The 21,106-nt window shown below is 54.4% G+C and carries 17 protein-coding genes, 2 tRNA genes and 1 pseudogene; 9 read left to right on the top strand and 11 right to left on the bottom strand.

Annotation, left to right across the window (positions count from 1 at the left end):
• Nucleotides 1-16: 16 nt before the first annotated feature.
• Both HKD40_RS08920 and HKD40_RS08915 read right to left on the bottom strand, forming a co-directional pair.
• Nucleotides 17-1,366, bottom strand: a complete 1,350-nt coding sequence (locus tag HKD40_RS08920) for a hypothetical protein (protein ID WP_169195387.1) — start codon at nt 1,364-1,366, stop codon at nt 17-19.
• Between the two features lie 32 nt (nt 1,367-1,398).
• Nucleotides 1,399-2,217, bottom strand: coding sequence for a hypothetical protein (locus HKD40_RS08915; RefSeq protein WP_169195386.1), 819 nt, complete (start codon nt 2,215-2,217; stop codon nt 1,399-1,401).
• 99 nt (nt 2,218-2,316) lie between these two features.
• Here HKD40_RS08915 and HKD40_RS08910 point away from each other — a divergent pair, with 99 nt between their 5' ends.
• The 4 genes from HKD40_RS08910 (at nt 2,317) to HKD40_RS08895 (ending at nt 5,917) form a co-directional block, all read left to right on the top strand.
• Nucleotides 2,317-2,817 (top strand): deaminase, encoded by a 501-nt coding sequence (locus HKD40_RS08910; RefSeq protein WP_169195385.1) that lies wholly within the window; start codon nt 2,317-2,319, stop codon nt 2,815-2,817.
• 115 nt (nt 2,818-2,932) lie between these two features.
• Nucleotides 2,933-4,144, top strand: coding sequence for a DNA (cytosine-5-)-methyltransferase (gene dcm, locus HKD40_RS08905; RefSeq protein WP_169195384.1), 1,212 nt, complete (start codon nt 2,933-2,935; stop codon nt 4,142-4,144).
• 38 nt (nt 4,145-4,182) lie between these two features.
• Nucleotides 4,183-4,596 carry a very short patch repair endonuclease gene (locus HKD40_RS08900; protein ID WP_210257066.1) on the top strand — a complete coding sequence of 138 codons (414 nt, stop codon included), beginning with the start codon at nt 4,183-4,185 and terminating at the stop codon, nt 4,594-4,596.
• A gap of 1 nt (nt 4,597) precedes the next feature.
• A complete protein-coding gene (locus HKD40_RS08895; RefSeq protein WP_169195383.1) occupies nt 4,598-5,917 on the top strand; it encodes an MvaI/BcnI family restriction endonuclease in 1,320 nt (439 codons plus the stop codon).
• Between the two features lie 34 nt (nt 5,918-5,951).
• Here the strand turns inward: HKD40_RS08895 and HKD40_RS08890 are convergent, their stop codons facing one another.
• Both HKD40_RS08890 and HKD40_RS08885 read right to left on the bottom strand, forming a co-directional pair.
• Nucleotides 5,952-8,813, bottom strand: coding sequence for a TrlF family AAA-like ATPase (locus HKD40_RS08890; protein ID WP_349236798.1), 2,862 nt, complete (start codon nt 8,811-8,813; stop codon nt 5,952-5,954).
• A gap of 1,031 nt (nt 8,814-9,844) precedes the next feature.
• Nucleotides 9,845-11,073, bottom strand: a protein-coding gene (locus HKD40_RS08885; protein WP_248305981.1) for an IS3 family transposase whose coding sequence is annotated in 2 segments (ribosomal slippage) — nt 9,845-10,725 and nt 10,725-11,073 — 1,230 coding nt in all. Because the reading frame shifts where the segments join, the coding sequence is not laid out codon by codon here.
• A gap of 370 nt (nt 11,074-11,443) precedes the next feature.
• Between HKD40_RS08885 and HKD40_RS08880 the strand changes: the two genes are divergently transcribed.
• Nucleotides 11,444-11,785, top strand: coding sequence for a hypothetical protein (locus HKD40_RS08880; protein WP_169195380.1), 342 nt, complete (start codon nt 11,444-11,446; stop codon nt 11,783-11,785).
• Nucleotides 11,778-12,794 (top strand): annotated as a pseudogene (locus HKD40_RS17870) (recombinase family protein); the annotation flags it as partial. The gene HKD40_RS08880 and the pseudogene HKD40_RS17870, both read left to right, overlap by 8 nt.
• A gap of 493 nt (nt 12,795-13,287) precedes the next feature.
• Here HKD40_RS17870 and HKD40_RS08870 read toward each other — a convergent pair.
• The 7 genes from HKD40_RS08870 to HKD40_RS17865 form a co-directional block, all read right to left on the bottom strand.
• Nucleotides 13,288-13,363 (bottom strand) — tRNA-Phe (locus tag HKD40_RS08870).
• 95 nt (nt 13,364-13,458) lie between these two features.
• Complete coding sequence (locus HKD40_RS08865) at nt 13,459-13,674, bottom strand: FAD-dependent oxidoreductase (protein ID WP_349236800.1); 216 nt, start codon at nt 13,672-13,674, stop codon at nt 13,459-13,461.
• Between the two features lie 12 nt (nt 13,675-13,686).
• Nucleotides 13,687-14,883, bottom strand: coding sequence for an FAD-dependent oxidoreductase (locus HKD40_RS08860; protein WP_169195378.1), 1,197 nt, complete (start codon nt 14,881-14,883; stop codon nt 13,687-13,689).
• Nucleotides 14,884-15,078: 195 nt separating this feature from the next.
• Nucleotides 15,079-15,155: transfer RNA gene (locus HKD40_RS08855), tRNA-Met, on the bottom strand.
• Nucleotides 15,156-15,192: 37 nt separating this feature from the next.
• A complete protein-coding gene (locus HKD40_RS08850) occupies nt 15,193-16,689 on the bottom strand; it encodes a UdgX family uracil-DNA binding protein (RefSeq protein ID WP_169195377.1) in 1,497 nt (498 codons plus the stop codon).
• Between the two features lie 5 nt (nt 16,690-16,694).
• On the bottom strand, nt 16,695-17,942 hold the full coding sequence (locus tag HKD40_RS08845; RefSeq protein ID WP_169195376.1) for a putative DNA modification/repair radical SAM protein: 1,248 nt from the start codon (nt 17,940-17,942) through the stop codon (nt 16,695-16,697).
• 222 nt (nt 17,943-18,164) lie between these two features.
• Complete coding sequence (locus tag HKD40_RS17865; RefSeq protein WP_248305980.1) at nt 18,165-18,419, bottom strand: hypothetical protein; 255 nt, start codon at nt 18,417-18,419, stop codon at nt 18,165-18,167.
• Nucleotides 18,420-18,506: 87 nt separating this feature from the next.
• On the opposite strand from HKD40_RS17865, the gene HKD40_RS08835 reads away from it, so the two are divergent.
• The 3 genes from HKD40_RS08835 to HKD40_RS08825 all read left to right on the top strand — a co-directional run bounded on the left by HKD40_RS08835 (nt 18,507) and on the right by HKD40_RS08825 (nt 21,028).
• Nucleotides 18,507-18,863: a DUF2200 domain-containing protein gene (locus HKD40_RS08835; RefSeq protein WP_169195375.1), complete on the top strand. Its 357-nt coding sequence runs from the start codon at nt 18,507-18,509 to the stop codon at nt 18,861-18,863.
• A 138-nt stretch (nt 18,864-19,001) separates the two neighbouring features.
• Nucleotides 19,002-20,003: a DUF4344 domain-containing metallopeptidase gene (locus HKD40_RS08830; protein ID WP_169195374.1), complete on the top strand. Its 1,002-nt coding sequence runs from the start codon at nt 19,002-19,004 to the stop codon at nt 20,001-20,003.
• Nucleotides 20,004-20,023: 20 nt separating this feature from the next.
• Nucleotides 20,024-21,028 (top strand): DUF4344 domain-containing metallopeptidase, encoded by a 1,005-nt coding sequence (locus HKD40_RS08825; RefSeq protein WP_169195373.1) that lies wholly within the window; start codon nt 20,024-20,026, stop codon nt 21,026-21,028.
• The last annotated feature ends 78 nt before the right edge of the window (nt 21,029-21,106 follow it).

Genomic DNA, 21,106 nt, shown 5'->3' with positions numbered 1-21,106 from the left:
CGACGAAGTAAACAGTTCAAACATCTATACTGTTCTCCTTCATATCTTCAAACTGGCGCCGCGCAACCATCGTTGGATCTTGCGTGAGCTGATCCTCGATGATCGTAAGCATCGACAGATGATGCTCATGAATCGAGTTATTGTTACACGGGCAGTCGTCTTTCGTTACAACACGGTGCCACGATCCATCATCCACAATCTTGTAGTGCCATCCCATATTCACTCCGCAGCCATGCATCTGAAGGCCGGGGTGCTCCACCACAAAGTCTGCCACCGACAACAATCCATTCTCGGCCTTAGAGACCGCCACCCCTTTCAGATACTCTTGCGAGAGACGACCAGGTCTTCTAACCAAGGTATCAATTTCGAATATGAAATGGCGCTCGTCCTGCTGGAGTAATTCGGCCACGCGTGGGAATTTGGTCGAGACCGGATCTGCAAAGCCGTAAACTACTATTTCTGGTACGTCATAGATCGCGATGTCTTCTGTCATTCGGGCCATCGGACTAAACTTACCGTCGTAATATGCAATGTGTGGCGGGTTATGTTTTCGGAAGCTATCGTGATACTCTGGAAACTCGAACGGCTGATCGAAAAATTGTAAGCCGTCATCACCTTTCTCGCCGGGAATTTTAATTTTCTTCCACGGCATACTTGTGAGCAGTTCGAGTACAGGATCTTCGTCAATCCGAGGAAATAGATCAGAAGTCTCTACAAAACCGGCCTCGTTTGATAGTTCCTTGAATACTACCCGTGGTGCTTCAATAATTGCTAAGATGCATTCGGAAGGCAAATTTCCGTGCAGTGGCCCAACTAACCAAGCCCTCTGCGCATGAAAACGTGGACGGCAATCTTCCATTTCAATGGAGGACAGATCGACCAGTCCATGACCACACTTAGCAAGAGCTTGCTTTGAAAGGACATAGAGGTAGCCCGTACCTTCCTCATAGGAGTAGTTCGCCATAAATTTGACGAGGAAGAGAGGATCCTCAAAGCAATCTTCACATATTTCCATTGAGCGCTTGCCGCTAAAAACGTGGGAAGCAAACCAGGCAGACACCGCTGGCGAAACGGATGCGTCAAGATAGAAGGACCGCCAGCCATAGTGTTGAAGGACAGCCTGCGTGAACTCAAGGCTGATGCTGCGTTGATCTTGGCCAAGTAGAGCAGCGAGGATGAAGCTGGAATAGTGCGACCATCTGAGCATCAATGGTGGAATGCAGCCATTGCGCGAAAATGAGGTGTTTATGATAGGTGCACCATCGACCTCATATTGCCGCACCTGACCACGAAAAAGAGAGTCCGAGCCATAGAGGGCTATAACCTCCTTCAGGCCATCTAAACTCCTGACGCTGTGCCTTTCCATTCCCTACGGTCTCCTGCGCTAGTGGCTATCAATTAAGGCGACGGCGTACCGTCTACACCACCTTCAACCGCAGGTTCCGATGTTTCCGGAACATCAGGTTCTTCCACCACTGCTGGTGTCTCTGTCCTCGCAGACCCCGACGAAAGTTCTGCTTCCAGCGTCTTGATCCGTTCTTCGAGAATGGTGACGGTGCTTAAAAGCTCCTCATTAATAGACGGCGCGCCCCAATTTCGGACCGCGTCTGCCGCCGGTGGTGCGAAGACTTGGATCACTGTGAACAGTATCGCGCTGAGCCCAATCCAAGCCAGTGCTTCCACGCGAATTCTCGACATGACTTTTTTGCCAGCCTGTTCTGCGATCAGATCATGGTTCATAAAAGTGTGAGGAAACCGGGACGACGCACGTGACTGAACCTGTTTCCGATAGACTTCCAGTTCCGGAGCTTTCCTCATGAGGTTTGCGCCAACAGCCTCATGCTCAAACAGACTTACGCGCAGAAACTTGTCGCCCTGATGGATGGTGTGTTCGACCTTGCTAAAGTTGAGTAGCGTGGTGGCAATTGGTCCGTTCCAGCCGGGGTCAACAATACCGACTGTCAGAGCCCAAATGCCCTCTTGGGTCAGCGTCGTCTTGTAGGTCACGTGGCCGGTCGTGTTTGCAGGAAGGTTAAAAATCTCCTTTGAAACCACCTGCACCATGTGGCCAGGCTTAAGATTGAAGCGGGGGACCTCTGTCCCCGTCTCGTCATATATACAGCCTATAGAAAGGTCGAAACTTGACGCCTGCGCTGTTGGATAGCTGCCCGTAAAGTACCTTTTTGGATCTAGCTCGGTGCCTGCTATCAGTTTCATAATCCCCCCCTTGGCTGAGCTGATCTCAACCATCACAAGTTAGCCTAGTACAATATAAATGTGATATAATTCACATTTGCAATAGAATAAGGTTCTGGAATGCCCGTCTCTGAACAAGATCGTAGTGTTATTGCACAACTCGCAGCAGCTCGCGATTTAAGTCACGACCCTGACAGGCAAGTCGGGGTTTTGATTGCCGACGAACAAGGAAATATTCTCGCCAGCGGAAGCAACAAGCCGCCGGAGGCTTACCATTACAGCCGAGCAGACACTCACAATGCGGTCAAGTCGGACCCTCTTTGGAAGTATTATATGCTGGAACACGCGGAGCGAAATGCCGTCATTAGCGCTATGCAAAACGGCGTCGATCTCCACGGCAGCACCCTATACGGCACGCTTTTTCCCTGCGCTGATTGCGCACGCGCGGTAGTGGCTGCCGGTGTTGTTCGCGTTGTTGTCCCCGCGTCAGGATTAAATCCGTCTAGAGATCAAAAATGGCGGGAGCACTATGAGTACGCCCAGAAGGTCTTCGAACTATCTGGTGTCCAGGTCGATCATTATGAAGCTGACGAACTGAGCCAAACGGCAGAAGACATATGAAAATGAGCCATCCGGGATAGCTGTTAGTTTTTACACTTTCCTTCTTGTTCCATTTTTGTTCCAATGACATCATGTCAGAAATCGACCCAGCGATTCACGCTGGAGAAAGGCTCTCATGTCTTCTTTTTCTGACCTCCGCCTGCAAGCTGGCCTCACAATTCGCGAGGCCGCTCAACAGCTTGGTTATACTGAGCGGCAAATTTACCGGTTTGAGACCGGTGAAGCGGAGCCTCGGAAAAACGTCCTAGAGCTGCTCAAGCTTATGGGCAAACCTGAGCCTGCCAATACCAGCTTTACCTTCATTGATCTGTTCGCTGGGATTGGTGGACTACGACGCGGATTCGACGCAATAGGCGGCCACTGCGTTTTCACATCGGAATGGAACAAGTACGCTCAACAGACTTATGCCGCGAACTTCCGGGACAATCGTCCAATTGAGGGCGACATAACGAAGGTTTCAACGGATGATATTCCTGATCACGATGTGCTAGTTGCAGGCTTCCCTTGCCAGCCATTCTCTATAGCTGGCGTCTCAAAGAAAAACTCGCTCGGCAGAAGCCATGGCTTTCTCGACGAGGCGCAAGGAACTCTGTTTTTTGATGTAGCTCGTATTCTGCAGGCAAAGCGCCCCGCAGCTTTCCTCTTAGAGAACGTCAAGAACCTTCAGAGCCATGATCGTGGCCGCACTTTTGACGTCATCATAAAGACGCTACGGGAAGAACTGGGTTATCACGTTCATTACCGCATTATTGACGCGAAGCACTTCGTGCCTCAGCACCGGGAACGTATTGTGATCGTTGGCTTCCGCGATGACGTTCCCTTTTCCTGGGATGACATGGTTCTTCCGGAAAAAGGCGCAGTGCGCCTGCGCAGCATTCTTCATCCGGAAGATGGCTTTGAGCAGCCGGAAGAGCCGTACACCATGAACCCAAAGGGCCTTGTGAATGCGAAGTACACCCTGACCGATAAGCTATGGCAATATCTGCAGGACTATTCGGCAAAGCATAAAGCCAAAGGCAATGGCTTTGGCTTTGGGCTGGTTACACCGGATGATGTCGCGCGCACCCTTTCCGCTCGTTACTACAAGGACGGATCAGAAATTCTTATCAGCCAGGGAAAGAAAAAGAACCCGCGCCGCCTGACGCCGCGAGAGTGCGCGCGCCTGATGGGCTACCCGGAGGATTTCAAAATCCCGGTCTCTGATACGCAAGCCTATAAGCAGTTCGGCAACTCCGTGGCAGTGCCAGTGTTCTGTGAAGTTGCCAGGGTCATGCTGCCGCACATTCAGGCCCTTGTCAGCGCGCGGAGCCAGCGCAAGGCCGCCTGATTGTGGATGTTCACGATCCGCAGACCCGAAGCCGGAACATGGCTGCCATCAAAGGCAGCCATACCAAGCCTGAGCTGACGGTTCGCAGGGCTTTGCACGCCGAAGGTCTTCGCTACCGACTGCATGTCAAAGACCTGCCCGGCAAACCGGATCTGGTGTTCCCCAAACACCGCGCGGTCGTTTTTGTCCATGGATGTTTCTGGCACCAGCACAGCTGCCATCTGTTTAAGTGGCCAGCGACGCGCAAGGAATTCTGGGAACAGAAGATCGGGCGCAATGTCGCTAACGATCTTCGCGCAATTGAGAAACTGCAAAGCTTGGGCTGGCGCGTAGCCATCGTCTGGGAATGCGCGCTTAAGGGTAAAACCAGGCTGAACGAGGCTAACGCTATGCAAACCCTTGCAAGCTGGGTAAAATCAACCGAAGAATCTCTAGTAATTGAGGGGATATAGTTTGGTTGATTCATTATCGGGGCTGCTCCGACTTTTCGTTGATCATGGCGCTGACCGGATTTACGCAAAGAAACTCGCACCCAACGATAATTCGAAGAACCAGATTTATCTCGGCGGCGGGTTTGGTGCGCTGAACATTATCCCTCACGGCGAAATCTACACAGACACGCGGCCTATGGCCGGGAGTAAGCAGGACCGTCCTAAGGCACCGGTTCGCTTCTTCTGGGTTGATCAGAATGGCAAGCACCAAGCACCGCAGGCACAGCTCATCCTGTATCCGGATTATCCCGAGGTGCGTATGTCTGGCTTTCTGCAGGGCTGCAAACCTGCACCTTCGAACCTGCTGACCGTGCGTGATGAAGGCCGCATCCTGTTTTTTGGCATAACAAATGCCGGAGACGTGCTCGGTTACGCTGTGGGCGGGGATCACCCGATCGCCACGGAAATCAATGCGCGCCAATGGCAGAGCGTTGGCGTCTTCATTGAGCTTCCGACGGCGCCAGATAGCAAGCAAAGCCCAAGAGACATTCTGCTTTCAGAGCTTCGCCGCGTTTATCAACTCAACTGGATCTCGTCGCAGAAGCTTGCCAAAGACGGCCAAAAGATGCCCTACGCTGCGCGCAACGGTGGTGGCTATACTCTGGAGGCGGAGCTTGGAATTACACCCAACGGGTATTCTGAGCCAGACTTCATGGGCTGGGAAGTTAAGCAATACGGCGTTGGGAACTTCACCAAGTTCCTGCCTAAAACCCCGGTGACCCTGATGACGCCCGAACCCACCGGCGGTATTTACAAAGACATGGGACCTGCCGAATTTTTGCGTCGCTATGGCTATCCTGACAAAAGCGGAAAACCTGACAGAATTAATTTCGGTGGTGTTTACACTTGCACCAAAGACCATCACGCTGACACTGGCTTACGGATTTCCATCGATGGATACGATGCAGCGAGGGGCACAATCACCAACTTGGAAGGGGGCATTCAGCTCCTCTCGCGTTTGAATGAAGTGGCCGCTGCGTGGTCATTCAAAGGAATGATGGAGCACTGGAACCGCAAGCACGCCCAAGCGGCCTATGTTCCTTCATTGTTTCGCACACCGCCACCAGAGTACTCTTACGGGCCTAGGATTTTGCTTTGTGAGCAGACAGACTTTTTGCTCTTTTTGAAAGCGTTTGCTGCAGACGTAGTCTCATACGATCCGGCCATAAAAATTGAGAATGCATCATCGCCTCGTCCCGAGATAAAGCGACGTAGCCAATTCAGAATAAAGCATAGCGAAATTACCCAGATGTATCACCGTAGCGAGATCGTCCAGCTGTAGTGCTCGCAGTGCAACGACGTAGGCTGAAGAGATGCTACGCAACCAAGGCGTATCGACGTTCCCGCCGTTGAAATGCCTTCGTTCCGCCTTCGAGAATTTTGCACGTGCGCTGCCGAATTCCAGTTTCATCGGCTGCCGAGTTCTCTAGCGAGTTGGCCACGTAACTGATGTACGGCAGGCCGCTTTCGCCAATTCTGGCAGTAGCGACTACCACCTGTTCAGAATCTCCGTTGACCACCAAGTTCGGATTGTGAGTGATTAGAATTATTTGTCGCCGCCTTTTGGCTGAGCGAAAGTATGTGGTCAAAAGTTCAAATATGGACTCGTTATCAAGATTCTCGTCAGGCTGATCGACAACAAGTGGTCGCGTATCCCGCTCATCGAGACCAAGATATAGAATTAGAAGAACAATGCCCTTCGTCCCGGGCGAAAGTTTTTCCAAGTCCGTTCCTCGATACTTTAATCCATAATTCAGCCCCACCTGATCAACGTCATACAGCCAGGTGAGCAGTTCTTCGAACGTCACGCCATTTCGTAGATAGTCGCTAGGAGGAAGCTTACGGAACTCCTCCATAAATTTCTCGTGAGCCTTTCCAACTCGAACGGGGTCGCCAGAGGTCCATGCTGCAACCAGAAGCTGCGTGGCCTGTTGCCGCATTCCATCGATCGTGCCGTAAGGAACCGCTTTTCGTTGATCCATCAACTGACTCCCCCGCGCTATCCAGCGGTCGAGATCCGCCTCCCACCTGATGGAGAACTGGAGGTCTTGCTCGTGCTCTCTGTGAGCCAGCTTGTCGTGAACAGGCTTATAGAGCTCCTCCAGTATCTTCTGCTCATCCGCAAGATTGGAAAAGAACGCGATGTAAGCATCCAGTCTTTTCTTTCGCGAGGATTCAATCTCGCTGCGGATGGCCTCACGTTGACCGATCTCAGTGGAGAGTCTTTGCATCTCGACATCGATGGCAGCAAGTCGCGTTTGAATGCCTTTGACGCGATCATGTCGCGCCTTGTCATCGGACTCTAGTTTGCTCAGCCTATCAATACTTGCTTGAACGCCGAGCAGAGACTCGGGATTTTCCGGAGTTCCTTCCAACGCAGCGATTGATTGAACCAGTGCTGCATCGCGGGCTTTAAGGACGGCGTCATAGCCACTAGGGAAGGCAGGGACAAATAGAGAATGGTCGCCTTCTAATATGTCTGCGGCAACGAGGATTGGCTTGATTTCATCACGAAACCTATCCAGTTCGCGTGTGACACCCTGAATCCGACCACGTACGTCAACAAGCTTCTGGCGCTTTTGTTTATGTGTACCAATGTCTGCCTGAAGTTGGCCCAATTTTGAACGCGCGGCCAGCAAATCGGCCTGCGTCTTAGCCTCTTCCGCGGAGGCAGGCTGTGGCATCTGCTTCTTGAGGCCATCGGCCTCCTCAATAAGTTTAGTCAAACGTTGCTGCTTCTCAGGTATTTTTCCTAGCGTCTGCCTCAGCGCAGTTTCGTCCCGGATGAGCCTAAGCATTTCTTCCCGCAGATGTTCGCCTTCTTCTCGGGTGGTGTCGGTCCTAAGTTCACGCAGTTCTTGAAACGTAGAGGCATTTAAGGTGTCGGTGGGATCAAGTGCATCAAATATGACCGCCTCAATCTCTCGCACCAAGTCCTCACCCAGCTCGTCGTTGGCGCACAGCTTCTCCACAAATCTCTGAGACAAGAACCGGACGTTACCAACGGCGGAAAAGTTCCGGCCTAGAAATTCAGTAGTTGCGTGGCCATCGCCCCACTTCAGTTCAACTTCTAGACCATCCAGATGAGACCCGGCCCGCCCCAGAAAGCTGCCGTCCGTAGGCTCCCAGCTGCCAGCGCCATATGCAATTAGCTCTGCAAGGGCAGACTTACCTGAACCCTTCTGTCCTATGATCGATACCAATCCTGGGTTTAGGGGGATGGTTTCTTCGTTGAACCAGCCGTTGGTCCGCCTAAGTGTCACGCTCTCTATGACCCTTGCGCTATCGTGGTAAAGCGGTGGGGTAGGACCGATGTAAACCCGATCAGCGGGCTCAAGGAGAATTTGCTTCAAACCTTCGAACGTGGGGTCAGCCTTAATCCAGCAAAAGCGGTCCTCGTCAGGCTTGAACAGCTTGCTGAGTTCGTGAGCATCGGAACCATGGACGCAAGGCTTCGGTCCTCCGAGCTTAAACATAAAGTCTTGGTTTTTGCCTGCCTCAGCGCCTATCCAAAATTCGGCCTCGCCGGGTCTGCCCGAAAAAATTATGGCACTAAGCCGGGTGATCTCTTCGCGCATCGCTGCCCAACCGCCGTCTACAAGGAAGCCAGACAATCCATCCTTGTTGCCAGAAACAGCGACGAGCGAGTTGGATCGAAGCCATGGTTCTTGGAAATACCAGTCGCGAAAAGCGCTGAAGTCGATCTTAAACTGTTCTACGCCCTTCGAAAGTGCGTCCTTTTCGGACGTAATCGATGGATCAACGGCCAGGCCAAGAGACATGAGCTGAGGCTTGGTGCAAGAATATCTCTTGTGGTTGTACTGCCAATGGAGCCTCGCAAGGGCATTACTGATGTGGGTTTCGTGCTGCGGATCGTCCGGGCAGACAAGCAAATGGATGTTAACTGCGGTATCTTTGTCAGTGGGAGGCGCTAGACGAAATTCAAGATTGGGAATGACATACTCAATGTCCTTGAGCCTGCCTGCGTCGCGGTAGGCCTTGAGCTTGGAGTAATTTTCCAACAGGCAATAGTCGGTGACTCCTAGGACACGCACTTGCGACTGGTTTTCGACAGCCTGCAGGAATTCATCCCAACTCCCGAATTGGTCATTCATGCTCGTATCGGGCGTGTGAATGTGCAGATCCCACCGACGCCAAATTGAACCACGCTCCAGCATTATGTTCCCCCCCAAACAATGCAGTATGCCGACATAGGAAATGTTACGAAAGCAATTAATGCGCGTTAGATGCTATGGAAATTGCAGAGGTTCTTAAGTCTGTTCGCCTATATCGGCATCCAATCGGCGCACGGTTGGTCGATGGTCCCGAGGAGCGCTGAAGGCTCCCGGTCGTCTCCATGGGCGGAACCATCGGCGCGGTTCCAAGGGCGGCGGACGCCCTCGGTTGCGGTCCAGCGGCAATCACGTCTGGTCAGGGTCAAGGTCTTGGACAGGGCGGAACGCCTTCCATCCAAGCGGGATCGAACGGCGTCGTTCGGATGGCGCAGAAGAGGCTCAATGCCTCAAAGGTGCCACGGCTTGGGGGATGCAACGGGGGTGCGCAGCGGCCCCCTTGCCAAGATTGCGGTACTACACCGCACATCTTGCACTTCCTAATTCTGCACTTTTGTAAGGTTCTTGCGTCTCTGCTCTCGGTCTTCGGCCTGGCAACGAATGATCCTTTCCGCAACCTCTAAATTTGCCGGTTTACCTCCAACGGGTCCGCAGCAGTTGATAAGCTCCAAGAGGCAGTCGGCCATGAAAGTCCAAGTTTCTATGGCGTCTATCTGGATCAAATCGAAGTGGTGCATGCGCCACCGTGACTCGGCTAGGTGCGCCAAGCGGGACGTCTCCGACCCCCTCAAACCCCGCATTTCGGAAACGCGGAGTTGATGAAGCGCTAAAACGTGGAGACGGTACTCTATCGGATCTCTCGGATGTTCCGATGGGTCGGGCTTCTCGTCTTGCGTCGGAAAGAGACCTACTTCGACAAAGAACGTGCGAAGTTTCAGGAAGATGGAGCGCACGGTATTAGTGCTCAGTGAAAGTTCGTTGGCAGCCATGTATGCTGCTCTATCGAGCACAAAAATTCGTACGAGCATTTCGAAGGTCTTAGCGTCGATCTTCGCCCCTAGATAATTAGGGTTTTTCAAGCGCGTAGGCGGACGTTTGGAGTGGACCCTGTTTCACCGGACAGGCGGCGGTTGGGTTTAGGCACTGAGGCGCAGGAACTCGCGTGGTGAGCGGAACTTGAGCCCGGAGTGCGGGTGAACCTCACAGTAATCGTCGATCCATCCTGGCAGCAAGGCCAGGATTGTGCCGGCGTCTGGGAGGATGACGGTTGAGGCATAGTCCCTTTTCAGGGTTTTGACGAACGCCTCAGACATGCCGTTGCTCTGCGGGCTTCGAACCGGGGTGAAGAGCAAGTCGATGCCCAATGCTGCGGCCACCTGTGCGGTCTGCCTGGCGATATAGGCGCTGCCATTGTCCGACAGCCACTCCAGTCGCTGCGGGACCTTGAGGGTCTTGAAGCGGCGTTCGACGGCCGCGATCATCAGATCGCAGACCATCTCGCCGGAGATGCCGGCATTGGCGACGGCCGACCAGGCAATGATCTCCCGATCGCAGGCGTCGATAACGAAGACGATACGCACCACCTCGCCATTGCGGGAGTGGATCTCTAGATGATCTGAACACCAGCGGATATTGGAGCGCAGGGCAACGACGACCCCGTCATGGGTGCGTGTGGGCCGCAGGGCAGTATGCTTTTGAAGGGTGAGCCCGTGCTGTTGCATGACCCTTAGAACCCGCTTGGTGTTGACGGTGGGTTTGGCCTCTTTACGCCGCTGCCGGTTGAGCAATGTCGACACGCGGCGATAGCCATAGGTGGGGCGTTGATCGATGATCGGGCGAAGTTCGGCAAGAAGGGCCACATCATCGGCCTTGCGATAGGGTCCGCGAGGCTTTGAAGGCTTGCTGGCGCGCTCGATCAGGTTAGACCGAGACACGCCCAACGTTCTGGCAATGGCGCTCATGGGGTATCGTCCTCGGGATTGCTCCACGACAGCAAGGGCGACGTCCGTTTTTTTGGGCGCGCGATATCCAGAGCCTCCTTCAGGATCTCGGCTTCCATGGTCTTCTTGCCCAGCATGCGCTCGAGGTCGCGCACGCGCTTCTCCAACTCGCGGACCTGAGAGGCGCCCACAACATCTTCGTCGGCCTGGACAGCCGCATGGCCGCCCTCGAGCATGCGGCGCTTCCAGGCGAAGAGCTGAGAGGGGGAAATGCCAGCGCGGCGTGCCACGTAGGAAACGCTCATGCCGGGCTGCATGGCTTCTTCAACCAGCCGCACCTTCTCGGAAACGGACCAGCGACGCCGGCGCTGCACGGAGGTGATGACTTCGACCCGTCGAAACGGCTCATCTGAACTCTTGGACATAGTCGTACTCATAGGCGCATGCCTATGCCTTATCGGCTATGCCGCCTGTCCGGTCAAAATGGGGTGCGCTCCAACGTTGCAACTGGGCGTTTCCGTAATAAGAGCTAGGAGACTTGGCAATCTGGTTGTGTTGATCGCAATCTGCTGTGTTTGATCCTCCGGTAAAGCCTAGCTAGCAATCGTTAATGCAATAAAAACATAGACTTAAGCAAAGGGCGGTTTCCCAGCGCAGCTATTTCCATGAAAAACTTCACTGACAAAATAGGAATTTATTCTTGCTTTTTGAGTAATGTTCTTGTATTGTTCACCCTTATCGAATGGAATTTCTGGGACAACAATAACCGGAAGGAGCAAGCAAGGAGACAGAACTGTGGAAATCATTAGCCTAGAAACACACGAAACTGCTCCGGCTGATCTCGCCGTATCCGAGTCCCTCGCTCACTATCTGAGCTTTATTGCTCACCTTGATATGCCGCTGTCTTCCAAAATTGAGATGGTGTCTGCCATGCGCAAGATCATGGCGAGCTTTGTCGACAGTGCCTTTGGCGATGACTCCGTTCAGCATGTGCATGAAATGCACGCGAGAGATGAAGTCCGTCGATCCGTCATGCTAGGCTCAGACACATCACAGCCAGAAACTGACCAGAGCGACCTTTCCAGCGCATTCGCAACTCCTGCCGCTGGTGGGGAGAAGGGGGGAGTCGATGAATAACGTCACAAAAGCCAAGGCAGTGATCTACTGCCGTGTATCGAGCACAAAACAAGTCAGCCAGGGCGACGGCCTGCGTAGCCAGGAAACGCGTGCGCGCGAGTATGCTGGGTATCGCGGCTATACCATTGTTGACGTGTTCCATGACGACGCCTCTGGCGGGACGACTGACCGTCCCGCCATGAAGGAGATGCTAAAGCTGCTTAAAAAGCATCGCGGGGAAGGATGGGTTGTCATCATCGATGACATCACACGCTTCGCCCGCGATATTCGCGGCCATTGGGATTTGCGCGATCTTCTGCGCGAAGCTGGTGGCAAGCTGGAAAGTCCGTCAATCGAGTTTGGAGACGATGCCGACAGCATTCTGCATGAAAACCTCATGGCGTCGGTGTCTCAGCATCAGCGCCAGAAAAACGCGGAGCAGACCCGCAACCGCATGCGCGCTCGCGCCATGAACGGATATTGGGTTTCAAAAGCACCTATCGGCTATCGCATGGAGCGCAAGCCTGGGCATGGCAAGATGCTGGTGCGCGATGAGCCTTACGCCTCCATCGTTATCGCAGCACTGGAGGGATATGCCTCTGGTCGCTTCGAAACCATCGTCGAGGTGAAGCGCTTTCTTGAAGCGCAACCGGCTTGGCCAAAAGATCACGGCGGTGAAGTTCACCAAGAGCGCGTCAACGAGCTTTTCTCGCGCCCCAGCTACGCCGGTCACATGACGTATGAGCAATGGGGTCTGCACCTCGTTCCAGGTAAGCATGAGCCGTTGGTATCGCTGGAAACGTGGTTGGCGGTCCAGTCACGGCATAAGGGAATGGCGAAGTCTCCTGTGCGCAAGGATTTCGCAGAGGACTTCCCGCTACGTGGATTTGTAACCTGTGCCGATTGTGGAGAGCCGCTGACTTCCTGTTGGTCAAAAGGCCGTAGCGCGTCCTATCCGTATTACCTCTGCGATACACGAGGCTGCGCATCGGCCCGGAAGTCTGTCCGCAAAGAGGTCATCGAAAGTGAATTTGAAAAACTCTTGGCGCAGCTTCGACCTGCTGAGGGGATGATGGACCTTGCCTCGCAAATCTTCCGAGACTTGTGGGATGCGAAGGCAGCTCAAGCCCGTGAGCAGGTCGTGCAGTTGCGCAAAGAGATCGCAGAGACTGGTCGCAAGGTAGATCAATTGCTCGAACGCATTGTCGATACGACGAGCGCGTCTGTTGTCTCTGCTTACGAACGAAAAATCAAAGACCTCGAAATTCACAAAGCGATGTTGAGCGACAAAGCAGCTCGAACAGGCAAGCCAGTGAGAGGCTTTAGCGAAACTTATCGAACCGCTTTCGACTTCCTCGCAAACCCCCAGAAACTCTGGCTTTCTCCGCGCGCAGAAGACCGTCGCGCGGTGCTTAAACTAGTGTTTGCACAGAAGCTCGCATACCAACGCGGACACGGTTATCGAACCGCGCAAGTGTCTGCGCCATTTGAACTTTTTGGAGATTTTATGATGAAAAAGGAAATGGTGCCCGGAACCGGAATCGAACCAGTGACACGCGGATTTTCAATCCGCTGCTCTACCAACTGAGCTACCCGGGCAACCATAATTCGCAACATTGCTGCGAACCGAGGGCCTTATAGGACATGTCTTTTTTCCGCGCAAGCAAGAACACCCGCTGTGGAAAAGAAACATTTCAACCCACAGTGATCCGCGCCAATTCAAAGTTCTTGGCGTTAATTTTCGGCACATCCCCGGCAACGAGATCTGCCATAAGCTCCCCCGCGCCCAGCCCCTGCGTCAGGCCGAAAGTGAACCCGCCCATGACAAGAAGTCCCGGCGTACTCGGCACCGGGCTGATCACCGGAATCTCGTCCTTAGCGACATCGACCATGCCACCCCAACGCTCGATAACACGCCCCTCCTAGAACGCCGGAAACTCGTCTTTCAGCCAGCCGAAAGAGGCATCCAGCGTGCCATCATTATGCGTTGGCGCCACAATACGGGCCCGCTCAAACGGCGTTTGCTGATCGAGCTTCCACGAGCGCTCAATGCCAAAAGACCGCGGCAAATCAGAGCCTAAAGTCATATCAAGCGGCGTATCACCGGAGAGCATTTCCGGCAGAACCGGCAGAAAATCAAAGAGTAACGAGAAGCTATCGCGCAAAATCGGAGCGGTCATAAAACGAGGACCGTTCGAATAGCTCCCGTCCACTTCCTTGCGCCAAACCACACGCCCGGCTGCGCCCACAGCAGGCGGCCCCTCAACGCCCGCAATGCGTTGCTGGGACAGGTAAACCGGCAGAACCGGGAAGTTGATATCGGCGTTACCGAGGAACAGACGCGACCAGCTCCCACCCGCAACCACCAAGGCCTTCGTCCGCACCACCCCCTTTTCGGTGATGACATGGGACACCGCCCCACCCTCAGTTTCAAACCCGCGCACAGCACACTCGGTAACAATGGTCACGCCCCGCGCCATCGCTCCTTCGGCAACAGCAGGCGCTGCAAACGCAGGCTCCATCCCGCCATCATCGTCTTGATAATACCCAGCTTTCCACTCAGATTGCGCCCCGGGCAACAGTTGCTCCAGCTCTGCCCCCTCGACAAATCGAGCCCGAATAGGAGCCTGAATAGGCGCCACGGCTTCGGCCTTTGCCAGCCACGCACGCGCCTCTTCAATCTCGCTGTCTTCCTTGAAAGCCTGCACCCGCCCGTAGGCCCGATAACTCGTATCTTGCCCAATCCGGGCGTTCATCCCCTGCCAGAGCATTTTGCTCTGCTGACCAAGCTCGACAACCTCCTGCGGCAGGCCAAAATTGGTGACCTGCCCATAGGCTCGACTCGATTGCTCCGCGGCCACTTGACCCTTTTCGCAAACGACGACGGAAAGGCCTTTTTCGGCCAGAAAGAATGCCGTGGAGACGCCCATGATCCCCGCGCCGATAATGACCACATCGGCTTCCGCCGGCAGGGTTCCTTGCCCGCTCACAGGCCGGGCGCGCGACGTCGACGCCTGCAAACTGCCCGGACGCAACGCCATGGGGATTGTGATCGCGCCAGCACCCGCGAGAAGCAGGGCTCCCGATCCAAGCAACACATTCCGTCGCGTCAGCTTCATCCCGACCACCCTAAAATCACGTCATGACAACGGAACCGCAGGCGGCGTGGGTGGTTCCCCTTGATAACAATTGTGCAGATTTGCGCAGCGCATAGCGTCGTCCCTTGCCGCGAAAATCGCAGCATGAGCCGACCAAAAAACAGAACGCTGAAGACCAAAAGGCCCCGAAAACTCTCGTTTTCAGGGCCTTAAAATTGGTAGCGAAGCCCAGATTTGAACTGGGGACACACGGATTATGATTCCGCCGCTCTAACCAACTGAGCTACTCCGCCTCAAGGGCATCAGCGTTGTGCGCCGATGAGCGACTTACTAAAACCGTCTGCTTTTGAAGTCAAGCGCTTCAGCACCAAGGCTGTGAATATCCTTTTCCATCATGAGGTTTCGCACAAGTGTCAGATCCGATTGGAACTTTTCCATTTCCTCCTGCCGCACTGCAGGGTCCGGCAGCCTTAGGAGATAGGAGGGGTGATTGGTCACAAAGAGGAGCGCACCATTGTCCAATGCGAACGGCTTCCCTCGGCTCTCGGCAATGGAAACGCCACGCCGACCGAAGAGGCTTTCGGCCGCTGTCGCGCCCAAAGCCACGATGATTTTCGGCTTCACCATAGCAATCTCCATATCGAGCCAAAACCGACACGCTTGAACCTCGCCTGCGGTAGGCCTTTGGTGGATCCGCCGTTTGCCCCGCGGTTCAAATTTGAAATGCTTGACCGCATTGGTCACATAGATCTTTTTTCGGTCGATCCTGACCCGACCCAAAACCTCATCAAACACTTGCCCTGCAGGCCCAATGAAGGGCTTGCCCGCCAGATCCTCGCTGTCTCCGGGCTGTTCCCCGACAAACAAAACCTCCGCGTTTTCCGGACCTTCGCCAAACACTGGCTGCGTGGCGAATTCGTGGAGCGGACAGTTTTTGCAAGAATGGATTGCCTCCCGCGCATCGGCCAAGGTTTCAATATCCACCGGTTGCGCTGCCACAACCCGGTCCTGCATCCGCATATGGCGCGAAGGCGGTTGCGAGCTTGCCTGCGCAATCATCTGCACTTCCATCGCCTTGGCATCGCGGATGAGGCTTCCAATCTCCTCGGCCTCAGGCAGGTTCTTCCAATATTTGACCGGCATCTCCGATTTCATCATCGACACCTTCAACCGCGCCGGATTGAAAATGGAGCGATAATAGGTGCGCCAATCGTCCTCGACGCTATCCTCTTGCGGAACATCGCTCTTTTGGCCGCCCGGCCCAAAAGTGAGCGTCTCCGTGTCCCAAAAGGCGCTGGCATAGGGTGTGATAATGGCCCAATCCATGCTGGCAAAGCGGCGTGCGAAAAAGGGCGCAGTCGTCTCGAGCACAAAGTGTTCCGGCTCGAACCACGAGACAAAATGTTCGCCATTGGCGCAGCTCTCGTCTTCGAGCCGCCGAAACCGCACAAAGGCTTTCATCTTGTGGCTGTCTCGTCTCACCCCAGAGGCGAGCCGCGTCAGTAGAAGCATGTCGCGATCAGAGGCCACATGCACCAGTGAGCGGTCTTTTTGCAGCCGCCACAACAATCGATAAAGCCCGTCGAACCGCGCAGGATCGGAGTGCTGTATCGCGCCACGCGCCAGCTCCATAAATTCCTTCGGCACGGCCCCCACGGGGCCATTGGCTTCCGGCAGTAGCTCCTCCCCCGCTTCAAACAGCCCGTTTTGATCTGTCCCAAAACGCCAAACAACGTCATGCGGCGCAACGCCTGCCACCAACAGGCGACGCGCCTTGCCGCGCCATTCTTCAAGATCGTTGGGCTTGCTCAGTCGGATCGCCAACATAGCGCTTAAAACAGGCTCATTTGCTCAGGATGCGGGGCGAGCCTTTCGCGAAGCTTTGCGTCGTCGGTCAGCCCGCCCGGCGTCCAATCGGAGGCAGCGATGAAGGGGCGAACCTTGTCGATAGACGCGGCCATCCTCGCCACATCTTCAAGCCGGAGGCGCTGGAACCGACGCGAAGCGATGATGCGATCGACGCTACGCACGCCAAGCCCAGGCACGCGCAGCAACATTTCCCGATCGGCGCGGTTCACATCCACGGGAAAATTCTGTCGCTGTTTCAGAGCCCAAGCCAATTTGGGGTCAATCGCAAGATCAAGCAGCCCCTGATCATCCCCACCCGAAACAATTTCAGGAACATCAAATCCATAAAACCGAATAAGCCAATCGGCCTGGTAGAGCCGATGTTCCCGCATCAGCGGCGGTGCCTTCAGCGGCAGGCGCGACGATGCGTCGGGAATGGGCGAAAATGCAGAGTAATAAACTCGTTTGAGCCGATAGCCCGAATAAAGCCCCGCCGCGCGGGTAAGGATTGCGCTGTCATTGGCCCCGTCTGCGCCCACAATCATCTGCGTGGACTGCCCGGCAGGCGCGAATTTTTGCTTCTTGGCCTTGCTCAACAGCTGCTTTTTATCGGGCTTGGTCTCGTCCAATTTGCCCCGCAGATTGGCCATGGCCGTACGGATTTCCGAAGGTCGCTTTTCCGGTGCCAAGGTTTCCAGCGCCACGTCGGTCGGCAGCTCAATATTGGTCGAGAGACGATCGGCCCACCGCCCGGCCTCAATCAGCAGTTCCGGCGCGGCATTTGGGATAACCTTAAGATGGATATAGCCCTTGAAATGGTGCACTTCGCGCAGCGCTTTGGCCACGCGCACCATCTCCTCCATCGTATGGTCCGGCGATTTAATTATCCCCGATGATAGAAAAAGGCCTTCAATATAGTTGCGACGATAAAAATCGAGCGTGAGGTTGACCACCTCTTCGACAGAGAACCGCGCGCGCTGAACATTGGAGGACGAACGATTGATGCAATAAGCACAATCATAGATGCAGAAATTGGTCAGGAGCAGCTTGAGCAGGCTAATGCAGCGGCCATCGGGTGCGTAGGAATGGCAAATGCCGCTCCCCTCGGTCGAGCCAATCCCCTTGCCGTCCGAACTATTGCGTTTCTCCGTGCCGCTCGACGCGCAAGACGCGTCATACTTGGCTGCATCGGCGAGAATAGCGAGCTTTCGGTTGAGAGTCAGCGGAGCCATTGTTCATCCTTTGTTCTCACCCTTGTAGCGCGACAAGCGGCGGGATGAAAATAGGATTGCAGGAATGTGAAGTGGACTTATCCCCTCCCCTTCACAGCCTGTTAGAATGTCGACCCACAAAAAGACGCAGGATCAATCAACCGAAGTCAGAACCACAATTCAACGACATTACCGGCGCGAATGGAATGGTCAGCCGGCCGATGTCACGAACTATAGCCGCCTTCACACCTTCGATCGACGCCAGCCTGCGGCCCGAGCTTCTTGTTCGGAACAAAACCAGCGCTCTCCATGCGACGCGCTAATGCGGGTCTCGGCGTAATAACGCTGCCCGGGAACGTGGTAGATCTTCTCGCCACGAGTGCTGACGTTGCCCTTAATGTTGCAACGCGTTCCTTCTTGCGCAAAGCTGTCAGATACCGGAAAACAGAAAACAATCGCGATAAGCGCGAGAGCCACAATAGAAATATTCTTCGTCATGAAATCCTCCGCAGGGATTTCATCATAGCCAATAATGTCTCGCAAGTTTTGTGAAACACCATACTCTTAACTGGGACGAGCCAGAACATGGATAGCGATCACACACGCCTATTCAATTACACATTCGGCAAAATCTATGTGCTCTATCTGCAAAAAATTGAGCGTAAAGGACGCTCGAAAGAGGAACTCGACCAGGTCTTGTTCTGGCTCACCGGCCACAATGCGCAGAGCCTGGCCGAGGCGATAGCAGATGAACGCACGCTTGAAGCTTTCTTTGCCCGAGCGCCAAAACTCAATCCTGCTAAGTCACTCATAACGGGCGTGATCTGCGGTATCCGCGTTCAAGACATCGACAATGAGACAGTCCAGAACATCCGCTTCATGGACAAATTGGTCGATGAATTGGCCAAGGGCAAAGCACTCAACAAGATCATGCGAAGCTAAGCCAAGCGCCCGCTCGATACTAAACCGCTGCATACCGGCAGAAATCAGTAAGTATTATTCACTCAACCTCCTTGACCGCGCCCTAGCCGATCAGCGTAAGTCTCTGAACGAGCACAAATTGCGGGCGGGAGAGTAAGTATGAAATTTGCGTGTTTTGGAGCGGCGGGGCTCATGGCTTTGGCGCTAAATCCGGCTTTTGCGCAAGCCGAGCCAAGCCAAACCAATCAAGATTTCATGGTTTTGGAAGCCGGTGTGCCAGCCGATTTGCTCCCGGGAGCTGCCGTTGGTGACGAACTGGGCGAGTATAGGTTCACGGTAGAGTTCGCTCCGACACAGAACAACGAATTCGCTCTGATCAAAAACATGCTGCAACGGTCTGGCGTTTTTTCCGACGTTCTCGATGAGCTTTCCGACCAGATCGCCCTTCCTGAGAATGTACCCGTGATTTTCCAGGAGTGCGGCAACGCCAATGCATACTGGAGCCGCGACGACCATACCGTAACCATGTGCTACGAACTCGCGGCCCAGTTTTTCGATGATTATTCGATGCTGGACAACAAGTTCGCACCAATCTTCCCATGGGCGGACCACCGCCAAGTCACCATCGGCTCAACGCTTTTCGTGCTTCTGCACGAAATCGGACATGGCATGGTGACACTCTTCGACCTGCCTATCACGGGCCGCGAAGAAGACGTCGTCGATCAGTTCGCAATCTTTATACTGACCAATTCCGATGAGGAGGATCAGGCTTTAGCGGAGCGTCCGTCGCGTCTAGCCCTCCTCGCCTCATATGGCATGATGAGAACTGAACTGCCGATGGAACGTGCGCCGCGCCACTACTGGGGCGATGAGCACAGCCTAGCGAAGCAACGCGGCATGGATATGCTCTGCTTGGTATTTGGCTCCGATCCCGACGCTTATGCCCTACCAGTAATCCCCGGCTTCTCCATGATCGCCGACTACGCCGAGCAGAACCCGGACGCCTTCACATCTCCTGCACTGATTGAAGCGCTCAACCGGACGGACGATTTCAATCTCATCCCGTGGATGCGCGCTCAGCAGTGCCCAATGGCCTACGCCAAATATGAGGCGAGCTGGGACTATTTGATTGAAACTTTCATGACCCCGAAGTCGAACTGAGCGGGAACGAGGAGACACACATGAAAATCACATCTCTCGCTCTCGCCACAGCGGTTCTCTCCCTCGGCGTAACGGCCGTATTGGCTCAGGACACCGGCACAGCAGGTGATCTTGAAACGCCAACCGTGATCGAAAAAGTCGAGCTTGATGCTCTCGAGCCTGGCGCAGCGGCGGGTCAACAACTGGGTCAGCATCGGTTCGTCGTGTCCTTCGAGGCAACGACAACACGTGAAGAAGCGCTCGTGCGCACGACGCTACAGAATGAGCCAGCGTTCATTGGCTTGCTGGACTCGCTTGCCGATCAGATTGCCCTACCGCAGGACGTGCCGGTCCGATTTAAGAACTGCGGGGAATCCAACGCGTACTGGAGCCCGGCCCTAAAAGAAATAAATATGTGCTACGAGCTCTTAACCGGGTTCAACCAGAGCTTTCAGGAGAAAGAGGACGCCTATCGGAACGCCTCTAAGTGGGCCGACCAGGTCGAAGTTCTTCTCGGCTCAACGGCATTCGTAATGCTCCACGAGATCGGCCACGGCATGGTCGATTTGTTCGAACTACCCGTCACGGGCCGCGAAGAAGATGCCGTCGACCAGTTCGCCACCTTCCTGTTGCTCGCGGCAGATGAACCCGGGCAACCCCTGCAGGAGCGCTCCTCACGCCTCGCTCTACTGGGTGCCTACTTCTTTGAAAGCTGGCTTCCGATAGGGGTGGAAGTGAACCCTAGATATTGGGCCGATACCCATACATTCGGCGCCAAGCGCAGCATCGACATCATGTGCCTGCTCATGGGTGCTGCCCCGGAAACCTATGCCGACGTCGTCGTCTCGGGCGCTGCGATGCTCAATAGTTTCTACCATGACCACCCCGAATTCATCGTCGGTCGTGAAAACGAATGGATTGAGAAAACTGATGATCTCAATCTTGTACCGTTCAGCCGTTCCAACAAATGCGCTCAGGAATACGCACGCTACTCTGGCGGCTGGAAATACCTCATTGAGACGTTCATGACCCCACAGGCGAACTGATCTGTCTCATATTCCCCAATCACAAAGCCCCGGCATCGGTCGGGGCTTTTCTGTTTCTCCTGCGTCGGACTGTTCATC

Source organism: Devosia sp. MC1541, from assembly GCF_012847305.1.
In the GTDB taxonomy this organism is placed as follows: domain Bacteria; phylum Pseudomonadota; class Alphaproteobacteria; order Rhizobiales; family Devosiaceae; genus Devosia.
Note: the sequence above shows the minus strand (reverse complement) of the source record. Positions and strands in the feature narration are given on the sequence as shown.